Origin of the sequence: Streptomyces sp. SUK 48 (assembly GCF_009650765.1) — a bacterium.
GTDB lineage: Bacteria > Actinomycetota > Actinomycetes > Streptomycetales > Streptomycetaceae > Streptomyces.
In genome coordinates, this window is record NZ_CP045740.1 from 6,428,788 (window position 1) to 6,448,480 (window position 19,693).

Here is a 19,693-nt window from a genome sequence, read left to right on the forward strand (position 1 = left end):
GCCGGGGCCCCGGTCCGTCGGGCCCTCAGTCCGTCGGCGGCTGCGGGCGCAGCAGGGTCGCCAGCCGGGTCGTACGGGGCTTGGCCGGGATCTCCGCGACCGCCTGCGGAAGGGCCCCCTCGACGCCGTGGACCACGGAGAGATGCCGCTCGCCCCGGCCGAACGCCGTGTACACCCACGGCCTGCTCAGCGCCTGGGCGGCGTCGCCGGGCAGCACCACGACCGCCGCGGGCCAGCGACCGCCCACCGCCTGGTGCGCGGTCAGCGCCCACCCGTGCCGCACCCACGCCTCGACCCGCTCCCGCGGTACGACCACGGGGGCGCCCGCGCAGGACAGGTGCAGCCCCTCGGCGTCGGCCCTCACCACCGTGCCCGGCAGGGTCCGGCCGGGGGCGGGGGAGTAGGCGATCCGGTCGCCGGGGTCGAAGCCGCCGAACCGGCCGGGGCCGGGGTTGAGGCGCTCCTTCAGGGCGGAGTTGAGGGCCCGGGTACCGGCCGCGCCGCCATGGCCCGGCGTGATCACCACCGTGCCCTCGACGGGCACCCCGAAGGCCCGCGGCACCGAGTCCGCGACCAGCTGCACAGTGCGGTGCACGGCCTCGCCCGCGTCCCGCACCGGCACGATCACGACCTCCTTGCCGGGCGCCTCGACCTGGTTCAGCTCGCCGATGCCGATCCCGGAGACCAGCTCGCCGATCGGACCGGGGTCGGGCAGCCGGGAGGCGATCTGGGGGCAGGCGCGGGCCGCGAGCAGGTCGGCGAAGACCCGTCCCGGACCGGCCGACCACAGCAGCGCCGGATCCCCGCTGAGCACCAGCCGCGCCCCGTCGGGCAGCGACTCCACCAGCATCGCCGCGCTCTCCACGTCCAGTTGGGGCGCGTCCAGCACGATCAGCAGGTCCAGCTCCAGCGCTCCGTCCCCGTCCCGGCCCGGCCCCTCGGCCCCGGCCAGCAGCCCGGCGACCGTGCCCGCGCCCGCCCCTCGCACCGGTGGCAGCGCGGCGAGACGGTCGCGGCCGTCGGGGGTGTGGCACACGGCCAGGGTCCGCAGGCCCGCGTCCCGGGCGGCGCCGAGCAGTGCCGCCGGTTCGGCGCGGGAGGCGTCGCCGCCGGTGTGCAGGACCAGGCCGTGCCCGGCGACCGCGCGGGCCAGCTCGGCGGCGCCGCCCGACAGCGCCGCGACGACCGGCGCCCAGGTCTCCCCGGCTTCCTGGGCCGGGGAGTTGATCAGCCGGGCCAGGCCGTCGGCGAGGCTCTCCTCGGCCATGGCGTACCGCTCCAGGGCGATGAGCACCCGCACCGGGCGCTCCGCCTCCTCCCCCTCCTCGTCGTCCGCCGCCCGCGTGGCCGGGGCGCCCGCCTCCTCCAGGGCGTCCTCGAACACCAGCGCCTCGCCCTCGGCCAGAGCGCTCTGCACGGCCTCGTCCGGGTCCGGCACGCCCCGCTGGGCCAGGGCCGCGGTGAGCGAGGGCAGCTCCAGGGCGGTGTGCCCGGCGAGGGCCGCCTGCTCCAGCAGCCAGACCGTCACCGCCCGGCCTCGCCGCTCGTCCTGCGGCCCGCACTCGGCGCCGAGCAGCGCCCGCGCGAAACCGTCCGCCTGCTCGGGGCGCACCCCGGGGACCCGCAGCAACTGCCAGGGGTCCTCCCGCAGCAGGTCTGCGGCACCCTCGCCGAGCACCGCGGCGGCCTGCTGCCCCAGCGCCTCCGGGGCACCACCCTCCGCGAGCACCCGCCGTACGGCCTCCACCGTCCGCGGTGAGGGCCCGGCCGGCGCGGGAGCGGGGGCAGGGGTGGGTTGCTCCTGACGCCTCGGCTCCGGCTCGGGTACCGGGCGGACCGGGGCGGCCGGGGTGGCCGCGGGGCCCGGCTCGGGCGCTCGCTCGGGCGCGGGCCGCGAGGGCTCCGCGAAGACCGTGGACGCCGGCTTCCCGCCGCCCTCCACCGCCCGCACCGCGGCCAGCAGATCGGCCGCCGTCCCGCTCAGCTTGGCGCCGCTCTCGACCGGCCCCGCCCGCTCCGCCCTGCGCCGCTCGATCCGTTCCCGCTCCACCCGCTGCGCCGCCAACTCGGCCGCCGCCTCGGACAACTCCGGCTTCCCGGCACCATCGGCCGCCGACTCCGCCGACTCCGCCGACTCCGCCGACTCCGACGCCGCCTCGCCCGCGCCGCCGCCCTCCACCTCGGACGTCTCAGATGTTTCGGATGTCTCAGACGTCTCGGACACCCCGGAGGTCTCGGATGCCCCGGCCACCTCGGACACCGCGGACGCGCCGTCGCCGTCACCCTCGTCCGCCGCGAGACCGCCCCCGGCCGCCCCGGAGTCCCCGGCCGTCCCGCCCGACGCGTCCGGAGTATCCGACGCACCCGGCGCTCCCTGCGCCCGCGGCGTCTCCGGCGTCCCCGGCCCCGTTTCCTCCGTGGTCTCCGGTTCCGTGCTCACAGCGTGCTCCAGTCGTGATCGGGATAGCGGTGCAAGGGCGCCGACACATCGTCCAGCGCCCGGCAGATCTCGTCAGGAAGACTAAGCGCCTCCACTGACAACGCCGCCGTGAGCTGCTGCGCGGTGCGCGCGCCGACGATCGGGGCGGTGACGCCGGGGCGGTCGCGGACCCAGGCGAGCGCCACCTGGAGCGGGGTGACCGCGAGCCCGTCGGCGGCCGTCGTCACCGCGTCCACGATGCGCGTCGCCGTGTCGTCCAGATACGGCTCCACGAACGGCGCCAGATGCTCGGACGCGCCGCGCGAGTCCGCGGGCGTGCCGTGCCGGTACTTCCCGGTCAGCACGCCCCGGCCGAGCGGCGAGGAGGGCAGCAGGCCCACGCCCAGGTCCAGCGCGGCGGGCAGCACCTCGCGCTCCACGCCCCGCTGGAGCAGCGAGTACTCCATCTGCGTGCTGGCCAGCCGGGTGCGGGTGCCCGGCGCCGCGAGCTGCCAGGTGGCGGCCTTGGCGAGCTGCCAGCCGCAGAAGTTGGACACGCCCGCGTACCGGGCCCGGCCGCTGGCCACCGCTATGTCCAGGGCCTGGAGCGTCTCCTCCAGCGGGGTCCCGGGGTCGTACGCGTGGATGTGCCACAGGTCCACATGGTCCGTGCCCAGGCGGACCAGCGAGGCGTCCAGCGCGGCGAGCAGGTGGCCGCGGGAGCCGTCGAAGCGGCGCCCGGGGTCCGCGACGCTGCCCGCCTTCGTGGAGAGGACCAGGTCGCGGCGCGGTACGAGCCGTTCCATCAGCCGCCCGAGCAGATACTCCGCCTCCCCGCCGCCGTACACGTCCGCGGTGTCGACGAGGGTGCCGCCGGCCTCCCAGAACGCCTTGAGCATGTCCGCGGCGTCATGCTCCTCGGTGTCCCGGCCCCAGGTGAGGGTGCCGAGTCCGATCCGGGACACACGCAGGCCGGTACGGCCGAGATGCCTCTGCTCCATGACCGCGAGATTACTGGCCGGAACGAGTGGGGTGGGAAGCCTGTGGACAACTCACGCGGGCCCGCGCGGGGCGCCGCCCGCGTCCCCGCGCTAAGGTCTGCGCCACAGGGACGTTACTCATGGGTAAGGGGAATCGGCCATGCAACTCGGACTCAACCTCGGCTACTGGGGTGCGGGAATGGACGGCGACAATCTGGCCGTGGCCCAGGAGGCCGACCGGCTGGGCTACGCCGTGTGCTGGGCGGCGGAGGCGTACGGCTCCGACGCGGCCACCGTGCTCAGCTGGGTCGCCGCCCAGACCGAGCGCATCGACGTCGGCTCGGCCATCTTCCAGATCCCGGCCCGCCAGCCCGCGATGACCGCGATGACCGCGGCCACCCTGGACACCCTCTCCGGCGGCCGCTTCCGGCTCGGTCTCGGCGTCTCCGGGCCGCAGGTCTCCGAGGGCTGGTACGGCGTCAGGTTCGACAAGCCGCTGGCCCGCACCCGCGAGTACGTGGAGATCGTCCGCAAGGCGATGACCCGTGAGCGGCTGTCGTACGAGGGCGAGCACTGGACGCTGCCGCTGCCCGGCGGCCCCGGCAAGCCCATCAAGCTGACCGTGCACCCCAAGCGCGAGCACATCCCGCTGTACATCGCGGCGATCGGCCCGAAGAACCTGGAGCAGACCGGCGAGATCGCCGACGGCGCCCTGCTGATCTTCCCCGCGGCCGAGCACCTGGAGGAGACCACCCTCACGCATCTGCGCGCGGGCCGGCAGAAGGCGGCCAAGACCCTCGACGGGTTCGACGTGTGCCCGACCCTGCCGCTGGCCGTCGGCGACGACAAGGACGTGGCCGCGCTCGCCGACACCTTCCGCCCCTACACCGCGCTGTACGTCGGCGGCATGGGCAGCGCCAAGCAGAACTTCTACAACAAGCTCGCGCAGCGCATGGGGTACGAGCGCGAGGCCGCCGAGATCCAGGAGAAGTACCTGTCCGGGGACAAGCAGGGCGCGGCCGCCGCGATCCCGCAGGACCTCATCGACAAGACCACGCTGCTGGGCTCCGTCGACCGCATCGCGGACCGCATGAAGGCGTACGCCGAGGCCGGTGTCACCACCCTCAGCCTCGCGCCCGCCGGGTTCACCCTGGAGGAGCGGCTCGCCTCCCTGCGCGCCGGTACCGAGGCCCTGGAGCGCGCCGGGCTCGCCTGAGCCGGAAGTCTTCCACGGCCGTGGTGGGGGCTCGGGGGTCCTCCCCGCCACGGCCGTCACGGGGAACAACGCGCCCGGCGGCGAGCGGTTACGACTCCCCGGCCCCTTCCTTCCGGAGCGCCCCCGCGGCCGAACCGTCTCACAGCCACTCACGCCGCTTGAACAGCCGGTACAGGACCACCTCCAGCAGCGCCATCACCACGATCACCACCGGGTACGACCACAGCCAGTGCAGCTCGGGCATGTGGTCGAAGTTCATGCCGTAGATCCCGGCGATCATCGTGGGTACCGCCGCCATCGCCGCCCAGGCGGAGATCTTCCGCATGTCGTCGTTCTGCCGCACGCTCGTCTGCGCGAGATGCGCCGACAGCACGTCCGACACCAGCCGGTCCAGGCCCTCCACCGACTCGTTCACCCGGGCGAGGTGGTCGCCGACGTCCCGGAAGAACGGCCGCGCCTCCTCGTGCACGTACGGCACCCCGCTGCCCGAGCCGAGCGGCCCCGTGCCCGCCAGCCGGTTCAGCGGCACCGTCAACGGCCCGGTCGCCCGGCGGAACTCCACGATCTGCCGCTTGAAGCCGTAGATCCGCGAGGCGGTGTTGCGCGCGCCGCCCCCTTCGGGCCGGAACACCTCCGCCTCCACCTCCTCCAGGTCCGTCTGCAGCTCGGTCGCCACCTCCAGGTAGCGGTCCACGATGGCGTCGGCGATCGCGTACAGCACCGAGGTGGGCCCCTTGTCGAGCATCTCCGGCTCCTCCTCCAGGCGGTGCCGCACCGCCGCGAGCGGTGACGCCTCGCCGTGCCGCACCGTCACCACGAAGCAGTCGCCGACGAAGACCATCACCTCGCCCGCCGAGACCGTGTCGCTCTCCTGCTCGTAGGCGACCGGTTTCAGCACCACGAACAGCGAATCCTCGTAGACCTCCAGTTTGGGCCGCTGATGAGCCTTGAGGGCGTCCTCCACCGCCAGCGGGTGCAGCCCGAACTCCTGGGTCACCAGGTCGAACTCCCGCTCGGACGGCTCGTACAGCCCGATCCACACGAACCCGCCGGCCGCCCGCGCCTCGGCGAGCGCGTCGGACAGATCCTCCGGACCTTCGGTCCGCTTTCCATGCCGGTAGATGGCACAGTCGACGATCACGGAGCGCATTCTCCCTTCACGAGATCACCGGCGCATCACCTGATGCGCCTACCCTGGTCCGCATGCCCACGCTGATCCTCGTAAGGCACGGACGTTCCACCGCCAACACCTCCGGCGTGCTCGCCGGCTGGACGCCGGGGGTCTCCCTGGACGAGCGGGGCACCGCCCAGGCCGCCGCCCTGCCCGCCCGGCTCGCCGCCCTGCCGCTGGCCGAGATCGTCACCAGCCCGCTCCAGCGCTGCCAGGAGACCCTGGCCCCGCTGCTCGCGGCCCGCCCCGGCCTGACCCCCCACACCGACGACCGGATCGGGGAGTGCCACTACGGCGACTGGTCCGGCCGCAAGCTCGCCGAACTCAAGGACGAGCCGCTGATGGAGGTCGTCCAGGCCCACCCCTCCGCCGCCGCCTTCCCCGGCGGGGAGTCCATGCGCGCCATGCAGACCCGCGCCGCCGAGGCCGTCCGCGAGTGGAACGCCCGTGTCGAACGCGACCACGGCGCGGACGCCACCTACCTGATGTGCTCCCACGGCGACATCATCAAATCCCTGGTCGCCGAGGCCCTCGGCCTCCACCTCGATCTCTTCCAGCGGATCTCCGTGGAGCCGTGTTCCGTCACCGCGATCCGCTACACCCGGCTGCGCCCCTTCCTCGTCCGCCTCGGCGACACCGGCGATCTCGCCTCGCTCGCCCCGCGCGAGGAGCACCCCGACGGCGACGCACCGGTCGGGGGCGGTGCGGGCGCACCGTGATCGTCGCCCGCAGTAGGGTGAAGCGATCCGCGCCGTCGCGTATCCGCAGCGGCCCGCACCCGCACCGCCGAAACTCTCGACCCCATGGAGACAGGACGTGTCCCGTCAGGTGTTCCTCTACGATCCGCCGGACCGCTTCGTGGCCGGCACGGTCGGACTGCCCGGACGCCGTACGTTCTTCCTCCAGGCCATGGCGGGCCCCCGGGTGACCAGCGTGGTCCTGGAGAAGACCCAGGTCGCCGCGCTCGCCGAGCGCATGGACGAACTCCTGGACGAGGTGGTGCGCCGCAGCGGCGGCAGTGCCTCCGTCCCGGCCATGGCGCCCAACGAGATCTCCGACACCGCGCCGCTGGAGACCCCCGTCGAGGAGGAGTTCCGGGTCGGCACCATGGCCCTGGCCTGGGACGCCGAGGAACAGCGCATGGTCGTGGAGGCGCAGGCCCTGGTGGAGCTGGACGCCGACACCGAGGAGGACCTCGCCGAGGCCGAGGAGCGGCTGCTCCAAGACGAGGAGAACGGGCCCCCGATGCTGCGGGTCCGGCTGACCGGCACGCAGGCCCGTGCCTTCGCCAAGCGCGCCCTCGACGTCGTCAACGCCGGGCGGCCGCCGTGCCCGCTGTGCAGCCTCCCGCTCGACCCGGAAGGACACGTATGCCCGCGCCAGAACGGATACCGCCGCGGGGCGTGACCGCCGCCGACCCGGGCGCCGCCGAACTGCTCGCCCGCGGTGAGCTGACCGTGCGCGGCCGCATCCGCGACGCCTCGAACGCCGCCCTGTTCTGCACCGTCGCCCAGGACGGCCGGGAAGCCGGCTGCGTCTACAAGCCGGTGGCGGGGGAGCGCCCCCTGTGGGACTTCCCCGACGGCACCCTCGCCGCCCGGGAGGTCGCCGCCTACGAGGTCTCCGAGGCCACCGGCTGGGGCCTCGTCCCGCCCACGGTGCTGCGCGACGGCCCCTACGGCGAGGGCATGTGCCAGCTGTGGATCGAGGTTTCCCCGGAGCCCGAACTCCTCGCCCTGGTCGACGGCGAGGAACCCGAGCCCGGCTGGAAGGCCATCGGCCTCGCCGAGGTCGGTGAGGGGCGCACCGCGTTGCTGGTGCACGCCGACGACGAGCGGCTCCGTCGCCTCGCCGTCCTGGACGCCGTGATCAACAACGCCGACCGCAAGGGCGGCCATCTGCTGCCCACGGCCGACGGCCGGCTCTACGGCATCGACCACGGCGTCACCTTCAACGCCGAGGACAAACTGCGCACCCTGCTGTGGGGCTGGGCGGGCGAACCCCTCACCGCCGAGGCCGTCGGGGTCCTCAAACGGCTCGGCGACGCCCTGGACGGCGACCTGGGCGCACGCCTGGCCCCGCTGATCACCGCCGCGGAACTGGACGCCACCCGGGCCCGCGTCGCCGCCCTCCTCGCCTCCGGGGTGCACCCCGAACCCGGCGGGGACTGGCCGGCGATCCCCTGGCCGCCCGTGTGAGCACAGCGCGACCGAAGATACAAGAGCGCGCAACAGGCCATCGGACCCGATCCCGGTCGTGTGCGCGACGCGCGGCCGGTTAGGCTCATGTACATGCATGCCTGGCCCGCTTCCGAGGTCCCCGCCCTGCCTGGTCAGGGCCGCGACCTGAGGATCCACAACACCGCGACCGGCGGCCTGGTCACCCTCCAGCCCGGTCCCGTCGCCCGCATCTACGTCTGCGGCATCACCCCGTACGACGCGACCCACATGGGTCACGCGGCGACCTACAACGCGTTCGACCTCGTCCAGCGCGTGTGGCTCGACACCAAGCGGCAGGTCCACTACGTCCAGAACGTCACCGACGTCGACGACCCCCTCCTGGAGCGCGCGGAGCGCGACGGCGTCGACTGGGTCGCTCTCGCCGAGAAGGAGACCTCCCTCTTCCGCGAGGACATGACCGCCCTGCGGATGCTCCCGCCGCAGCACTACATAGGCGCCGTCGAGGCCATACCCGGCATCGTCCCGCTCGTGGAGCGGCTGCGCGACCTCGGCGCGGCCTACGAGCTGGAAGGCGACATCTACTTCTCCGTCGAGTCCGACCCGCACTTCGGCTCGGTCTCGCACCTCGACGCGACCGCCATGCGGCTGCTGTCCGCCGAGCGCGGCGGCGACCCGGACCGCCCGGGCAAGAAGAACCCGGTCGACCCGATGCTGTGGATGGCGGCCCGTGAAGGCGAGCCCAGCTGGGACGGCGCCTCCCTCGGCCCCGGCCGGCCCGGCTGGCACATCGAGTGCGTGGCCATCGCCCTCGACCACCTGGGCATGGGCTTCGACGTCCAGGGCGGCGGCTCCGACCTCGCCTTCCCGCACCACGAGATGGGCGCCTCGCACGCCCAGGTGCTCACCGGCGAGTTCCCGATGGCCAAGGCGTACGTGCACGCCGGCATGGTCGCCCTGGACGGCGAGAAGATGTCCAAGTCCAAGGGCAACCTGGTCTTCGTCTCCCAGGTCCGCCGGGACGGCGTCGACCCGGCCGCGATCCGCCTCGCCCTGCTGGCCCACCACTACCGGGCCGACTGGGAGTGGACCGACCAGGTCCTCCAGGACGCCGTCGACCGCCTCGACCGCTGGCGCGCCGCCGTCTCCCGCCCCGACGGGCCCGGTGCCGACGCCCTGGTCGAGGAGATCCGCGAGGCCCTCTCCCACGACCTGGACGCCCCCACCGCCCTGATGGCGGTGGACCGCTGGGCCGACCGCCAGAACTCCGAGGGCGGCACGGACACGGGCGCCCCGGGCCTGGTGAGCAGGGCGGTGGACGCCCTCCTGGGCGTTGCCCTGTAGCCACCGCCGACCCCCGCGCCCCCGAAGGGGCGCGGGGAACCGCGCGATCGACCACGACGGTCCCGCGGACGCCCGGCCGGCATCGCGCGGCACCCCGTAGCGCATCGCCGACAGGCATCTGCGACAAGCACCGACGACAAAAAGAAGGGGCGGCCCCCAACCCGGGACCGCCCCTTCGGCCTACCTCAGTCCTCCGACCCGTCACCCTCGTCGTCCCCGGCCGAACCGCCGGAGGCATCCGCATCGGGCCTCGGCGGCCGTGCCTTGCCGCCCGGCGTGTCCCGCCGCCGCAGATACCGCTCGAACTCCCGCGCGATCGCCTCGCCGGACGCCTCCGGCAGCTCCGCGGTGTCGCGGGCCTCCTCCAGCGTCTGGACGTACTCCGCGACCTCGCTGTCCTCCGCGGCCAGCTGGTCCACGCCCACCTGCCAGGCCCGCGCGTCCTCCGGCAGCTCGCCCTGCGGGATCCGCAGGTCCAGCAGATCCTCCAGCCGGTTCAGCAGCGCCAGCGTGGCCTTCGGGTTGGGCGGCTGGGAGACGTAGTGCGGCACCGCCGCCCACAGCGACACCGCCGGCACCCCGGCATGCGTGCACGCCTCCTGGAGGACCCCGACGATGCCCGTCGGGCCCTCGTACTTCGTCTCCTCCAGGTCCATCCGCTGCGCCAGATCGGTGTCCGAGGTGACCCCGCTGACCGGTACCGGACGTGTGTGCGGGGTGTCGCCGAGCAGCGCGCCCAGGACGACCACCAGCTCCACGCCCAGTTCGTGCGCGAAGCCGAGCAGCTCGTTGCAGAACGAACGCCAGCGCATGGACGGCTCGATGCCCCGCACGAGCACCAGATCGCGCGGCTTGTCACCGCCGACGCGGACCACCGAGAGCCGGGTCGTCGGCCAGGTGATCTTGCGCACCCCGTCCTCCATGAACACCGTCGGCCGGTTCACCTGGAAGTCGTAGTAGTCCTCGGCGTCCAGCGCCGCGAACACCTCGCCCTTGAACTCGCGTTCCAGATGCGCGACCGCCGTGGAGGCGGCGTCACCGGCATCGTTCCAGCCCTCGAACGCGGCCACCATGACTGGGTCGATCAGCTCGGGAACCCCCTCCAGCTCGATCACCCAGTGCCTCCTTCCGACGTGCCCTCGCTTGACCCACCAACCTTACGGCGTCCCGCAAGGGCGTCCGCAGTCCCCTTGTCGGGGGCAGTGAACGGATCACTGCCCCGCGCTCCCCGCTCGAACACCCCTCGCGCCCCTGATAAAGCCCTGACCCGGGCCCGGGACCCGCGCACACGGGCGCGCGTGCGCGCGGAAGGGGCGGCCCGTCGCGTACGGCGCCGCCCCTTCCCCGGTGTCGCTGTCCGGCCGGGACTACTTCTCGTCGAGCAGACCCTGGACCTTCGCGCGGACCTCGTCCGTGGCCAGGCCGCGGATGGTCAGCGTGGTACGGCGGCGCAGCACGTCGTCCGCCGTCTCGGCCCACTCGTGGTCACGGGCCCACACGACCTGCGCCCAGATCTCCGGCGCGTCCGGGTGCACCCGCCGCGCCAGCTCCGGGTCCTCGTTCGCCATACGGGCGATGTCGAAGGCCAGCGAGCCGTAGTGGGTGGCCAGGTGCTTGGCGGTGTCGGCGGCCATCCGCGGGCCGGGCGCCGGACCGTCCACCAGCAGCCGGTGCGCGACCGCGCGCGGGTTGGCGACACCGGGCAGCGGGAGCTTCTTCGGCAGCGAGGAGATCGGCTCGAAGTCGTCGCCCAGCGGGTGGCCCGGCAGCGCCTCCAGCTTCTTCATGATCGTACGGCCGATGTGGCGGAAGGTGGTCCACTTGCCGCCCGCGACGGACAGCATGCCCCCCTTGCCCTCGGTCACCACCGTCTCGCGCTTGGCCTTCGCGGTGTCACCGGGACCGCCCGGCAGTACCCGCAGACCCGCGAACGCGTACGTGATCAGGTCCTTCTCCAGCTGCTGGTCCCGGACGGAGAACGCCGCCTCGTCCAGGATCTGGGCTATGTCCTTGTCGTTGACCGAAACATCGGCCGGGTCGCCCTCGTACTCCTCGTCGGTGGTGCCGAGCAGCAGCATGTCCTCCCACGGGAGGGCGAAGGTGATCCGGTACTTGTCGATCGGGGTGGCCAGCGCGGCCTTCCACGGCGAGGTCCGCTTCAGGACCAGGTGCGCGCCCTTGGACAGCCGGATGGACGGCGCCGCGTTCGGGTCCTCCATCGTGCGCAGGTGGTCGACCCAGGGGCCGGTCGCGTTCAGCACCAGACGGGCGTCGACACCGAACTCGTCACCGGAGGTGCGGTCCTTCAGCTCCGCGCCCGTCACCCGGCCGCGGGTGAAGCGCAGGCCGGTGACCTCGGCGTGGTTCAGGACGACCGCGCCCGCCTCGACGGCCGCGCGGACCGTCATCAGCGCCATGCGCGCGTCGTTCATCTGGTCGTCGCCGTACACGGCCACGGCCTTGAGGTTCTCGGTACGCAGCTCGGGCACGTCCTGCGCCGCCTTGGCGGGGGAGAGCAGGTGGCCGACGCCGTCGCCGAACGCGGACAGCGCCGAGTAGGCGAAGACGCCCGCGCCGAGCTTCGCCGCGCCGTGCGGGCCGCCCTTGTACACGGGGAGGTAGAAGGTCAGCGGGTTCGCCAGGTGGGGGGCCACCTGACGGGACACCGCACGGCGCTCGAAGTGGTTCTCCGCCACCAGCTTCACCGCGCCGGTCTGGAGGTAGCGCAGACCGCCGTGGAGCAGCTTGGAGGAGGCGGAGGACGTGGCACCGGCGAAGTCGCCGGCATCGACCAGCGCCACCCTGAGCCCGGACTGCGCGGCGTGCCAGGCGGTGGAGATGCCCAGGATGCCGCCGCCGATCACAAGAAGGTCGTACGACGCCTTGGAGAGCTGGTCCCTGGTCTCGGCGCGACTCGGGTTGGAGCCGGAGGCCGGGCGCGTTCCCAGGGCAGGCACGGACTGCAGGGTGGACTGACTGGTCATGTGGGGTACTTACTCCTCGTCAGAGCGGTCTGAGCCGAGAGAGGCCGCTCAGTTCTCGTCCTCGATCCAGCCCATGGTCCGGTCGACGGCCTTGAGCCAGTTCTTGTACTCACGGTCGCGGGTGTCCGCGTCCATCTGGGGGGTCCACTCGGCGGCCCGGCGCCAGTTGGCGCGCAGCTCGTCGGTGCTGGACCAGAAGCCGACGGCGAGGCCGGCGGCGTAGGCGGCGCCGAGGCAGGTGGTCTCGGCGACCATCGGGCGCACCACGGGCGCGTCCAGGACGTCGGCGAGCGTCTGCATCAGCAGGTTGTTGGAGGTCATGCCGCCGTCGACCTTCAGGGCCACCAGCTCGTCGCCGGAGTCCTTCACCATGGCGTCGGCGATCTCCCGGGTCTGCCAGGCGGTGGCCTCCAGGACGGCGCGCGCGAGGTGCGCCTTGGTGACGTACCGGGTCAGACCGGCGATCACACCGCGGGCGTCGGAGCGCCAGTGCGGGGCGAACAGGCCGGAGAAGGCCGGCACGAAGTAGGCGCCGCCGTTGTCCTCGACCGAGAGCGCGAGCGTCTCGATCTCGGCGGCGGTGGAGATCAGGCCCATCTGGTCGCGCATCCACTGCACCAGCGAACCGGTGACGGCGATCGAGCCCTCCAGGGCGTAGATCGTGGGCTGCTCGCCGATCTTGTAGCCGACGGTGGTCAGCAGACCGGCGTACGAGTTGATGATCTTGTCGCCGGTGTTCATCACCATGAAGGTGCCGGTGCCGTAGGTCGACTTGGTCTCGCCCTCGGAGAAACAGGTCTGGCCGAACAGGGCCGCCTGCTGGTCGCCGAGCGCGGAGGCGACCGGGATGCCGCCCAGCAGGTCGCCGAGCTTGCCGCCGGTGACCTCGCCGTAGACCTCGGCGGAGGAGCGGATCTCGGGCAGGATGTTCAGCGGCACGCCGATCGACTCGGCGATCTTCTCGTCCCACCGCATCGTGTGCAGGTTCATGAGCATGGTGCGCGAGGCGTTGGTGACGTCGGTGACGTGCCGGCCGCCGTTCACACCGCCGGTCAGGTTCCAGATGACCCAGGTGTCCATGGTGCCGAAGAGGATGTCCCCGGCGGCGGCGCGCTCCTTGAGGCCCTCGACGTTGTCGAGCAGCCAGCGGGCCTTGGGGCCGGCGAAGTAGGAGGCCAGCGGCAGGCCGGTCTCGCGGCGGAAGCGGTCCTGGCCGACGTTGCGGCCCAGCTCCCGGCAGAGGCCGTCGGTGCGGGTGTCCTGCCAGACGATGGCGTTGTGGACCGGCTCACCGGTGTTCTTGTCCCACAGCACGGTGGTCTCGCGCTGGTTGGTGATGCCGATGGCCTTGATGTCGTCGCGGGTGATGCCGGCCTTCTCGACGGCTCCGGCGACGACCTCCTGGACGTTGGTCCAGATCTCGTTGGCGTTGTGCTCGACCCAGCCCGGCTTCGGGAAGATCTGCTCGTGCTCCTTCTGGTCGACGGAGACGATGCGGCCGTCCCGGTCGAAGATGATGCAGCGCGAGGAGGTGGTGCCCTGGTCGATCGCCGCGATGAAGGGGCCTGCGGTGTGGGCGTCGGTCACTGTGTGCTCCTGAAAGGTCCGTGGTTGAGGGGCTGAACGTACGGCGCGTGCGCGAATTCCCTGTGGGGGTTTCGTCAGAAGGCGACGTTGTAGATACCCGCCGCGATGGCGGCACCGATCAGCGGGCCGACCACCGGGATCCAGGCGTAGCTCCAGTCGGAGCCGCCCTTGTTGGGCAGCGGCAGCAGGGCGTGCACGATGCGCGGACCGAGGTCACGGGCCGGGTTGATCGCGTAGCCCGTCGGGCCGCCGAGGGACAGGCCGATGGCCACCACCACGAAGGCGGTGATCAGACCGCCGAGCGCGCCGAGGCCGTTGCCATTGTTGTTCAGGCCCTGCGTGAGGACCGCGAGGATCAGCACGATGGTGCCGATGATCTCCGTGACGAGGTTCTGCACCACGTTCCGGATCTCCGGACCGGTGGAGAAGATGCCGAGTACCGGGCCGGCGCCCTGCTCCTGGGCCTCGACCGCCTTGGTCGTCGTGTCCTGCGCGCCCGGACCGCCGACGATCTCCTTGTCGGTCAGGTGCGCGTGGAACTGCCCGTAGTAGGCGAGCCACACCAGGACCGCACCGATCATGGCGCCGAGGAGCTGGCCGCCGAGGTAGTACGGAACGTTGCTCCAGTCGCTGTTCTTGATGGCCAGGGCGACGGTGACGGCCGGGTTCAGATGGGCGCCGGAGAGCGGCGCGGAGATGTAGACGGCCGTCATGACCGCGAAGCCCCACCCGAAGGCGATGGCGACCCAGCCGGCGTTACGCGCCTTGGATGCCTTCAGCGTGACGGCGGCACAGACGCCGCCGCCGAGCAGGATGAGTATGGCGGTACCGAGGGTCTCGCCGATGAAGATGTCGGAGCTGGACACCCGCGACTCCTTTGTCCTTCGTCCAGGGGTGAGCGAACCCCGGTCCCACCGGGGGTTCTGGTGCCCTCGGGGTGAGAGCGATACCGGCCCTTGGCGTTGTCACACTCTAACGCGTATTACCGATAGGTGTTCGACAATGCCGACCGATGGACGGGAGTCTCGCTTCGGTGTTACGCGTGCGTCAAGAGTTCTCTTATCGAAAACCGGATCGTTATTGATCGCCGACGACTATCACTCTTCGCTACGCTATGTAGTTTTAGCCCCGCTTTGTCCACTTCAGGGTAGGCCGAGAGCCGGAACGCCGCCCGGCGTCCCGGCCATACCCACGACAGAGCGTGATCCCTCGGGGACCCTCAGAACCGCCCGGCGCCCAGGTCCCTGGAGACCGCACGGGCGCAGTCGCGCACCGCGGCGATCAGCTCGGGCCGCAGCTCGCCGTCCCGGCACAGCCGCTCCACCGCACCCGTGATGCCGACGGCGCCCACGGGCATCCGGCGGCGGTCGTGGACCGGCGCGGCGATCGAGGCCACGCCCTCCCACGTCTCCTCCACGTCGGCCGCGTAGCCCCGCGCGCGGGTGAGGTCGAGGATGTGCTCGAACTCCGCCGCGCCGCACACCGTGCGGTCCGTGAACGCCTTGCGCTCCGCCTCCAGCGCCTCGCTGTGCGCCACCGGGTCGTACGCCGACAGCACCTTGCCCAGCGCCGTGCAGTGCAGGGGCTGCATGGCCCCGATCTCCAGCACCTGCCGGCTGTCGTCGGGCCGGAAGACGTGGTGCACGATCAGCACGCCCTGCTGGTGCAGGACCCCCAGGTGCACGCTCTCCCCGCTGGAGCGGGCCAGATCGTCCGTCCACACCAGGGCGCGCGCCCGCAGCTCGTGGACGTCCAGATAGGTGGTGCCAAGGCGCAGCAGCTCCGCGCCCAGCTGATAGCGGCCCGAGGCGTCGTCCTGCTCCACGAAGCCCTCCTGCTGGAGGGTGCGCAGGATGCCGTGCGCGGTGCCCTTGGCGAGGCCGAGCGAGGAGGCGATGTCCGACAGCCCGAGCCGTCGCTCGCCGCCCGCGAGCAGCCGCAGCATCGCGGCCGCGCGTTCGAGCGACTGGATGTTCCGTGCCATCGCCGTCCTGCCTCCGTCCCCTTCGACTGCCGAAACACATCTGTGGGCGAAGCGCCGCCGACTCCCTGCGCTTCGCTACCACCGTTCGGCAATGTCGAACACTACCGGTCCATGTCGACCTCCCGCTAATGGTCGGTCGACACCTGTTACCTCACACGTGGCCCGCGTGTGGCGCCGGGGCCATCCGCGTCCGTCTCGTGGACGCCTGTGCCCATCCAAGCCCACTCCCGGTTAGTCTGGCGCCGTGCGGCCCTCCCGCCTGACGTGGGGCACCGCATAGCCGACAGCCGTCGCACCTTCAGGGAGCCCTTACATGGCCTCGTTGCCAACGTCCCCTATCGCCGACAGCCGGACCCGTGCGTCCGCGCTCCGAGAGGCGCTCGCCACCCGCGTGGTGGTCGCCGACGGAGCCATGGGCACCATGCTCCAGGCCCAGGACCCGACCCTGGACGACTTCCAGCAGCTCGAGGGCTGCAACGAGATCCTCAATCTCACCCGCCCCGACATCGTCCGCTCGGTCCACGAGGAGTACTTCGCCGTCGGCGTCGACTGCGTCGAGACCAACACCTTCGGCGCCAACCACTCCGCCCTCGGCGAGTACGACATCTCCGACCGCGTCCACGAACTCTCCGAGGCCGGCGCCCGCGTCGCCCGCGAGAGCGCCGACGCCTTCACCGCCCGCGACGGCCGCCCCCGCTGGGTCCTCGGCTCCATGGGCCCCGGCACCAAGCTGCCCACCCTCGGCCACGCGCCCTACCCCACGCTGCGCGACGCCTACCAGGCGAACGCCGAGGGACTGATCGAGGGCGGCGCCGACGCGCTCCTCGTGGAGACCACCCAGGACCTCCTCCAGACCAAGGCATCCGTCATCGGCGCCCGCAGCGCCCTGGCCGCGCTCGGCCTGGACGTCCCGGTGATCGTCTCGGTCACCGTCGAGACCACCGGCACCATGCTGCTGGGCTCCGAGATCGGCGCGGCCCTCACCGCGCTCGAACCGCTCGGCATCGACATGATCGGCCTGAACTGCGCCACCGGCCCGGCCGAGATGAGCGAGCACCTGCGCTATCTCGCCCGCAACGCGCGCATCCCGCTGTCCTGCATGCCCAACGCGGGCCTGCCCGTCCTCGGCAAGAACGGCGCCCACTACCCGCTGACCGCCCCCGAGCTGGCCGACGCCCAGGAGACGTTCGTCCGCGAGTACGGCCTCTCGCTCGTCGGCGGCTGCTGCGGTACGACCCCCGAACACCTGCGCCAGGTCGTGGAGCGCGTGCGGGGCCTGACCCCGCCGGCCCGCGACCCGCGCCCGGAGCCGGGGGCCGCGTCCCTGTACCAGTCGGTGCCGTTCCGCCAGGACACCTCCTACCTGGCGATCGGCGAGCGGACGAACGCGAACGGGTCGAAGAAGTTCCGCGAGGCGATGCTGGAGGCCCGCTGGGACGACTGCGTGGAGATGGCCCGGGAGCAGATCCGCGAGGGCGCGCACATGCTCGACCTGTGCGTGGACTACGTCGGCCGGGACGGCGTCGCCGACATGGCGGAACTCGCCGGGCGCCTCGCGACGGCCTCGACCCTGCCGATCGTGCTGGACTCCACCGAGGTGAACGTCATCGAGGCCGGTCTGGAGCGCCTGGGCGGCCGCGCGGTGATCAACTCGGTGAACTACGAGGACGGCGACGGGCCCGAGTCCCGCTTCGCGAAGGTCACCGACCTCGCCCGCCGCCACGGCGCCGCGCTGATCGCGCTGACGATCGACGAGGAGGGCCAGGCCCGTACCGTCGAGAACAAGGTCGCGATCGCCGAGCGGCTGATCGCGGACCTGACCGGCAACTGGGGCATCCTCGAGTCGGACATCCTGATCGACACCCTGACCTTCACCATCTGCACCGGCCAGGAGGAGTCCCGCAAGGACGGCATCGCGACGATCGGGGCGATCCGCGAGCTGAAGAAGCGGCATCCGGACGTGCAGACCACGCTGGGCCTGTCGAACATCTCCTTCGGCCTCAACCCGGCCGCCCGCATCCTGCTCAACAGCGTGTTCCTGGACGAGTGCGTCAAGGCGGGCCTGGACTCGGCCATCGTGCACGCCTCGAAGATCCTCCCCATCGCGCGTTTCACCGAGGAGGAGGTGCAGACGGCGCTCGACCTGATCCACGACCGGCGCGCCGAAGGCTACGACCCCCTCCAGAAGCTCATGCAGCTGTTCGAGGGCGCCACCGCCAAGTCGCTGAAGGCGGGCAGGGCCGAGGAACTGGCCGCGCTGCCGCTGGAGGAGCGCCTCAAGCGGCGGATCATCGACGGTGAACGCAACGGCCTGGAGGCCGATCTGGACACCGCGCTCCAGGACCGTCCCGCCCTGGACATCGTCAACGAGACGCTGCTGGACGGGATGAAGGTCGTCGGCGAGCTGTTCGGCTCGGGCCAGATGCAGCTGCCGTTCGTGCTCCAGTCCGCCGAGGTGATGAAGGCCGCGGTCGCCCACCTCGAACCCCACATGGAGAAGTCGGACGCCGACGGCAAGGGCACCATCGTGCTGGCCACGGTGCGCGGCGACGTCCACGACATCGGCAAGAACCTCGTCGACATCATCCTGTCGAACAACGGCTACAACGTGGTCAACCTGGGCATCAAGCAGCCCGTCTCCGCGATCCTGGAGGCCGCCGAGGAACACCGCGCCGACGTGATCGGCATGTCCGGGCTGCTGGTGAAGTCCACGGTGATCATGAAGGAGAACCTGGAGGAGCTCAACCAGCGCGACCTGGCCGGCACCTACCCCGTCATCCTCGGCGGCGCCGCCCTCACCCGCGCCTACGTCGAACAGGACCTCCACGAGATCTACCAGGGCGAGGTCCGCTACGCCCGCGACGCCTTCGAGGGCCTGCGCCTGATGGACGCCCTCATCGGCGTCAAGCGCGGCGTCCCCGGCGCCAAACTCCCCGAACTCAAGCAACGCCGGGTCCGCGCCACGGCCCCCGTCGAGGTGACCGAACGCCCGGAGGAGGGCCACGTCCGCTCCGACGTCTCCACCACCAACCCGGTACCCGCCCCGCCGTTCCGGGGCACCCGCGTCATCAAGGGCATCCAGCTCAAGGAGTACGCCTCCTGGCTGGACGAGGGCGCCCTCTTCAAGGGCCAGTGGGGGCTGAAGCAGGTCCGCACCGGCGAGGGACCGTCGTACGAGGAACTGGTCGAGACCGAGGGCCGGCCCCGGCTGCGCGGGCTCCTGGACCGGCTCCAGACGGAGAACCTGCTCGAAGCGGCCGTGGTCTACGGCTACTTCCCCTGCGTCTCCAAGGACGACGACCTCATCGTCCTGGACGAACAGGGCAACGAACGCACCCGGTTCACCTTCCCGCGCCAGCGCCGCGGCCGCCGCCTGTGCCTCGCCGACTTCTTCCGCCCGGAGGAATCCGGCGAGACGGACGTCGTCGGCTTCCAGGTCGTCACCGTCGGCTCCCGCATCGGCGAGGAGACGGCCAAGCTGTTCGAGGCCAACGCCTACCGCGACTACCTCGAACTCCACGGCCTGTCCGTCCAGCTGGCCGAGGCCCTCGCCGAGTACTGGCACGCCCGCGTGCGCACCGAACTCGGCTTCGGCGGCGAGGACCCCGCCGACATCGAGGACATGTTCGCCCTGAAGTACCGCGGCGCCCGCTTCTCCCTCGGCTACGGCGCCTGCCCGGACCTGGAGGACCGCGGCAAGATCGCGGCCCTGCTGGAGCCCGAGCGGATCGGCGTCCACCTCTCCGAGGAGTTCCAGCTGCACCCCGAGCAGTCCACGGACGCCATCGTGATCCACCACCCGGAGGCGAAGTACTTCAACGCCCGCTGAGG

14 protein-coding genes are annotated in these 19,693 nt (G+C 72.1%); 6 read left to right on the forward strand and 8 right to left on the reverse strand.

Features of this window, described 5'->3' with window-relative positions; genetic code table 11:
• Positions 1-25: 25 nt before the first annotated feature.
• Entirely contained in the window at positions 26-2,440 is a 2,415-nt protein-coding gene (locus tag GHR20_RS28500; protein WP_153814792.1) for an ATP-dependent RecD-like DNA helicase, read from the reverse strand.
• Complete coding sequence (locus GHR20_RS28505; protein WP_111585184.1) at positions 2,437-3,420, reverse strand: aldo/keto reductase; 984 nt, start codon at positions 3,418-3,420, stop codon at positions 2,437-2,439. Before GHR20_RS28505 ends, GHR20_RS28500 begins: the two co-directional genes overlap by 4 nt.
• A gap of 139 nt (positions 3,421-3,559) precedes the next feature.
• On the opposite strand from GHR20_RS28505, the gene GHR20_RS28510 reads away from it, so the two are divergent.
• Positions 3,560-4,615, forward strand: a complete 1,056-nt coding sequence (locus tag GHR20_RS28510) for an LLM class F420-dependent oxidoreductase (RefSeq protein WP_153814793.1) — start codon at positions 3,560-3,562, stop codon at positions 4,613-4,615.
• Positions 4,616-4,754: 139 nt separating this feature from the next.
• On the opposite strand, the gene corA is transcribed toward GHR20_RS28510, so the two are convergent.
• Complete coding sequence (gene corA, locus GHR20_RS28515) at positions 4,755-5,756, reverse strand: magnesium/cobalt transporter CorA (protein WP_161215498.1); 1,002 nt, start codon at positions 5,754-5,756, stop codon at positions 4,755-4,757.
• A 62-nt stretch (positions 5,757-5,818) separates the two neighbouring features.
• On the opposite strand from corA, the gene GHR20_RS28520 reads away from it, so the two are divergent.
• The 4 genes from GHR20_RS28520 to mshC all read left to right on the forward strand — a co-directional run bounded on the left by GHR20_RS28520 (position 5,819) and on the right by mshC (position 9,307).
• On the forward strand, positions 5,819-6,505 hold the full coding sequence (locus GHR20_RS28520; RefSeq protein ID WP_111585187.1) for a histidine phosphatase family protein: 687 nt from the start codon (positions 5,819-5,821) through the stop codon (positions 6,503-6,505).
• Between the two features lie 97 nt (positions 6,506-6,602).
• Positions 6,603-7,193 carry a DUF3090 domain-containing protein gene (locus tag GHR20_RS28525; protein WP_153814794.1) on the forward strand — a complete coding sequence of 197 codons (591 nt, stop codon included), beginning with the start codon at positions 6,603-6,605 and terminating at the stop codon, positions 7,191-7,193.
• Positions 7,157-7,984: an SCO1664 family protein gene (locus GHR20_RS28530; RefSeq protein WP_111585189.1), complete on the forward strand. Its 828-nt coding sequence runs from the start codon at positions 7,157-7,159 to the stop codon at positions 7,982-7,984. The genes GHR20_RS28525 and GHR20_RS28530 overlap by 37 nt, the downstream gene beginning before the upstream one ends.
• Before the next feature lie 93 nt (positions 7,985-8,077).
• Entirely contained in the window at positions 8,078-9,307 is a 1,230-nt protein-coding gene (gene mshC / locus GHR20_RS28535) for a cysteine--1-D-myo-inosityl 2-amino-2-deoxy-alpha-D-glucopyranoside ligase (RefSeq protein WP_153814795.1), read from the forward strand.
• A 185-nt stretch (positions 9,308-9,492) separates the two neighbouring features.
• Here mshC and GHR20_RS28540 read toward each other — a convergent pair whose 3' ends face one another.
• From GHR20_RS28540 to GHR20_RS28560, 5 genes are all read right to left on the reverse strand, one after another.
• A complete protein-coding gene (locus tag GHR20_RS28540; RefSeq protein ID WP_111585190.1) occupies positions 9,493-10,422 on the reverse strand; it encodes a PAC2 family protein in 930 nt (309 codons plus the stop codon).
• 252 nt (positions 10,423-10,674) lie between these two features.
• Positions 10,675-12,291, reverse strand: a complete 1,617-nt coding sequence (locus tag GHR20_RS28545) for a glycerol-3-phosphate dehydrogenase/oxidase (protein ID WP_153814796.1) — start codon at positions 12,289-12,291, stop codon at positions 10,675-10,677.
• A 48-nt stretch (positions 12,292-12,339) separates the two neighbouring features.
• Positions 12,340-13,878 (reverse strand): glycerol kinase GlpK, encoded by a 1,539-nt coding sequence (gene glpK, locus GHR20_RS28550; RefSeq protein WP_111585192.1) that lies wholly within the window; start codon positions 13,876-13,878, stop codon positions 12,340-12,342.
• 74 nt (positions 13,879-13,952) lie between these two features.
• Entirely contained in the window at positions 13,953-14,744 is a 792-nt protein-coding gene (locus GHR20_RS28555; protein WP_111585193.1) for an MIP/aquaporin family protein, read from the reverse strand.
• Between the two features lie 353 nt (positions 14,745-15,097).
• Positions 15,098-15,862 (reverse strand): IclR family transcriptional regulator, encoded by a 765-nt coding sequence (locus GHR20_RS28560; protein ID WP_111585194.1) that lies wholly within the window; start codon positions 15,860-15,862, stop codon positions 15,098-15,100.
• A gap of 313 nt (positions 15,863-16,175) precedes the next feature.
• On the opposite strand from GHR20_RS28560, the gene metH reads away from it, so the two are divergent.
• A complete protein-coding gene (gene metH, locus GHR20_RS28565; protein WP_153814797.1) occupies positions 16,176-19,691 on the forward strand; it encodes a methionine synthase in 3,516 nt (1,171 codons plus the stop codon).
• Positions 19,692-19,693 lie beyond the last annotated feature (2 nt).

What these genes read in the sequence shown, in the direction of transcription:
- GHR20_RS28560 (WP_111585194.1), bottom strand. Translation starts at nt 15,862, where the DNA reads ATGGCACGGAACATCCAGTCGCTCGAACGCGCGGCCGCGATGCTGCGG.
- mshC (WP_153814795.1), top strand. Translation starts at nt 8,078, where the DNA reads ATGCATGCCTGGCCCGCTTCCGAGGTCCCCGCCCTGCCTGGTCAGGGC.
- GHR20_RS28530 (WP_111585189.1), top strand. Translation starts at nt 7,157, where the DNA reads ATGCCCGCGCCAGAACGGATACCGCCGCGGGGCGTGACCGCCGCCGAC.
- GHR20_RS28505 (WP_111585184.1), bottom strand. Translation starts at nt 3,420, where the DNA reads ATGGAGCAGAGGCATCTCGGCCGTACCGGCCTGCGTGTGTCCCGGATC.
- GHR20_RS28510 (WP_153814793.1), top strand. Translation starts at nt 3,560, where the DNA reads ATGCAACTCGGACTCAACCTCGGCTACTGGGGTGCGGGAATGGACGGC.
- metH (WP_153814797.1), top strand. Translation starts at nt 16,176, where the DNA reads ATGGCCTCGTTGCCAACGTCCCCTATCGCCGACAGCCGGACCCGTGCG.
- GHR20_RS28520 (WP_111585187.1), top strand. Translation starts at nt 5,819, where the DNA reads ATGCCCACGCTGATCCTCGTAAGGCACGGACGTTCCACCGCCAACACC.
- GHR20_RS28545 (WP_153814796.1), bottom strand. Translation starts at nt 12,291, where the DNA reads ATGACCAGTCAGTCCACCCTGCAGTCCGTGCCTGCCCTGGGAACGCGC.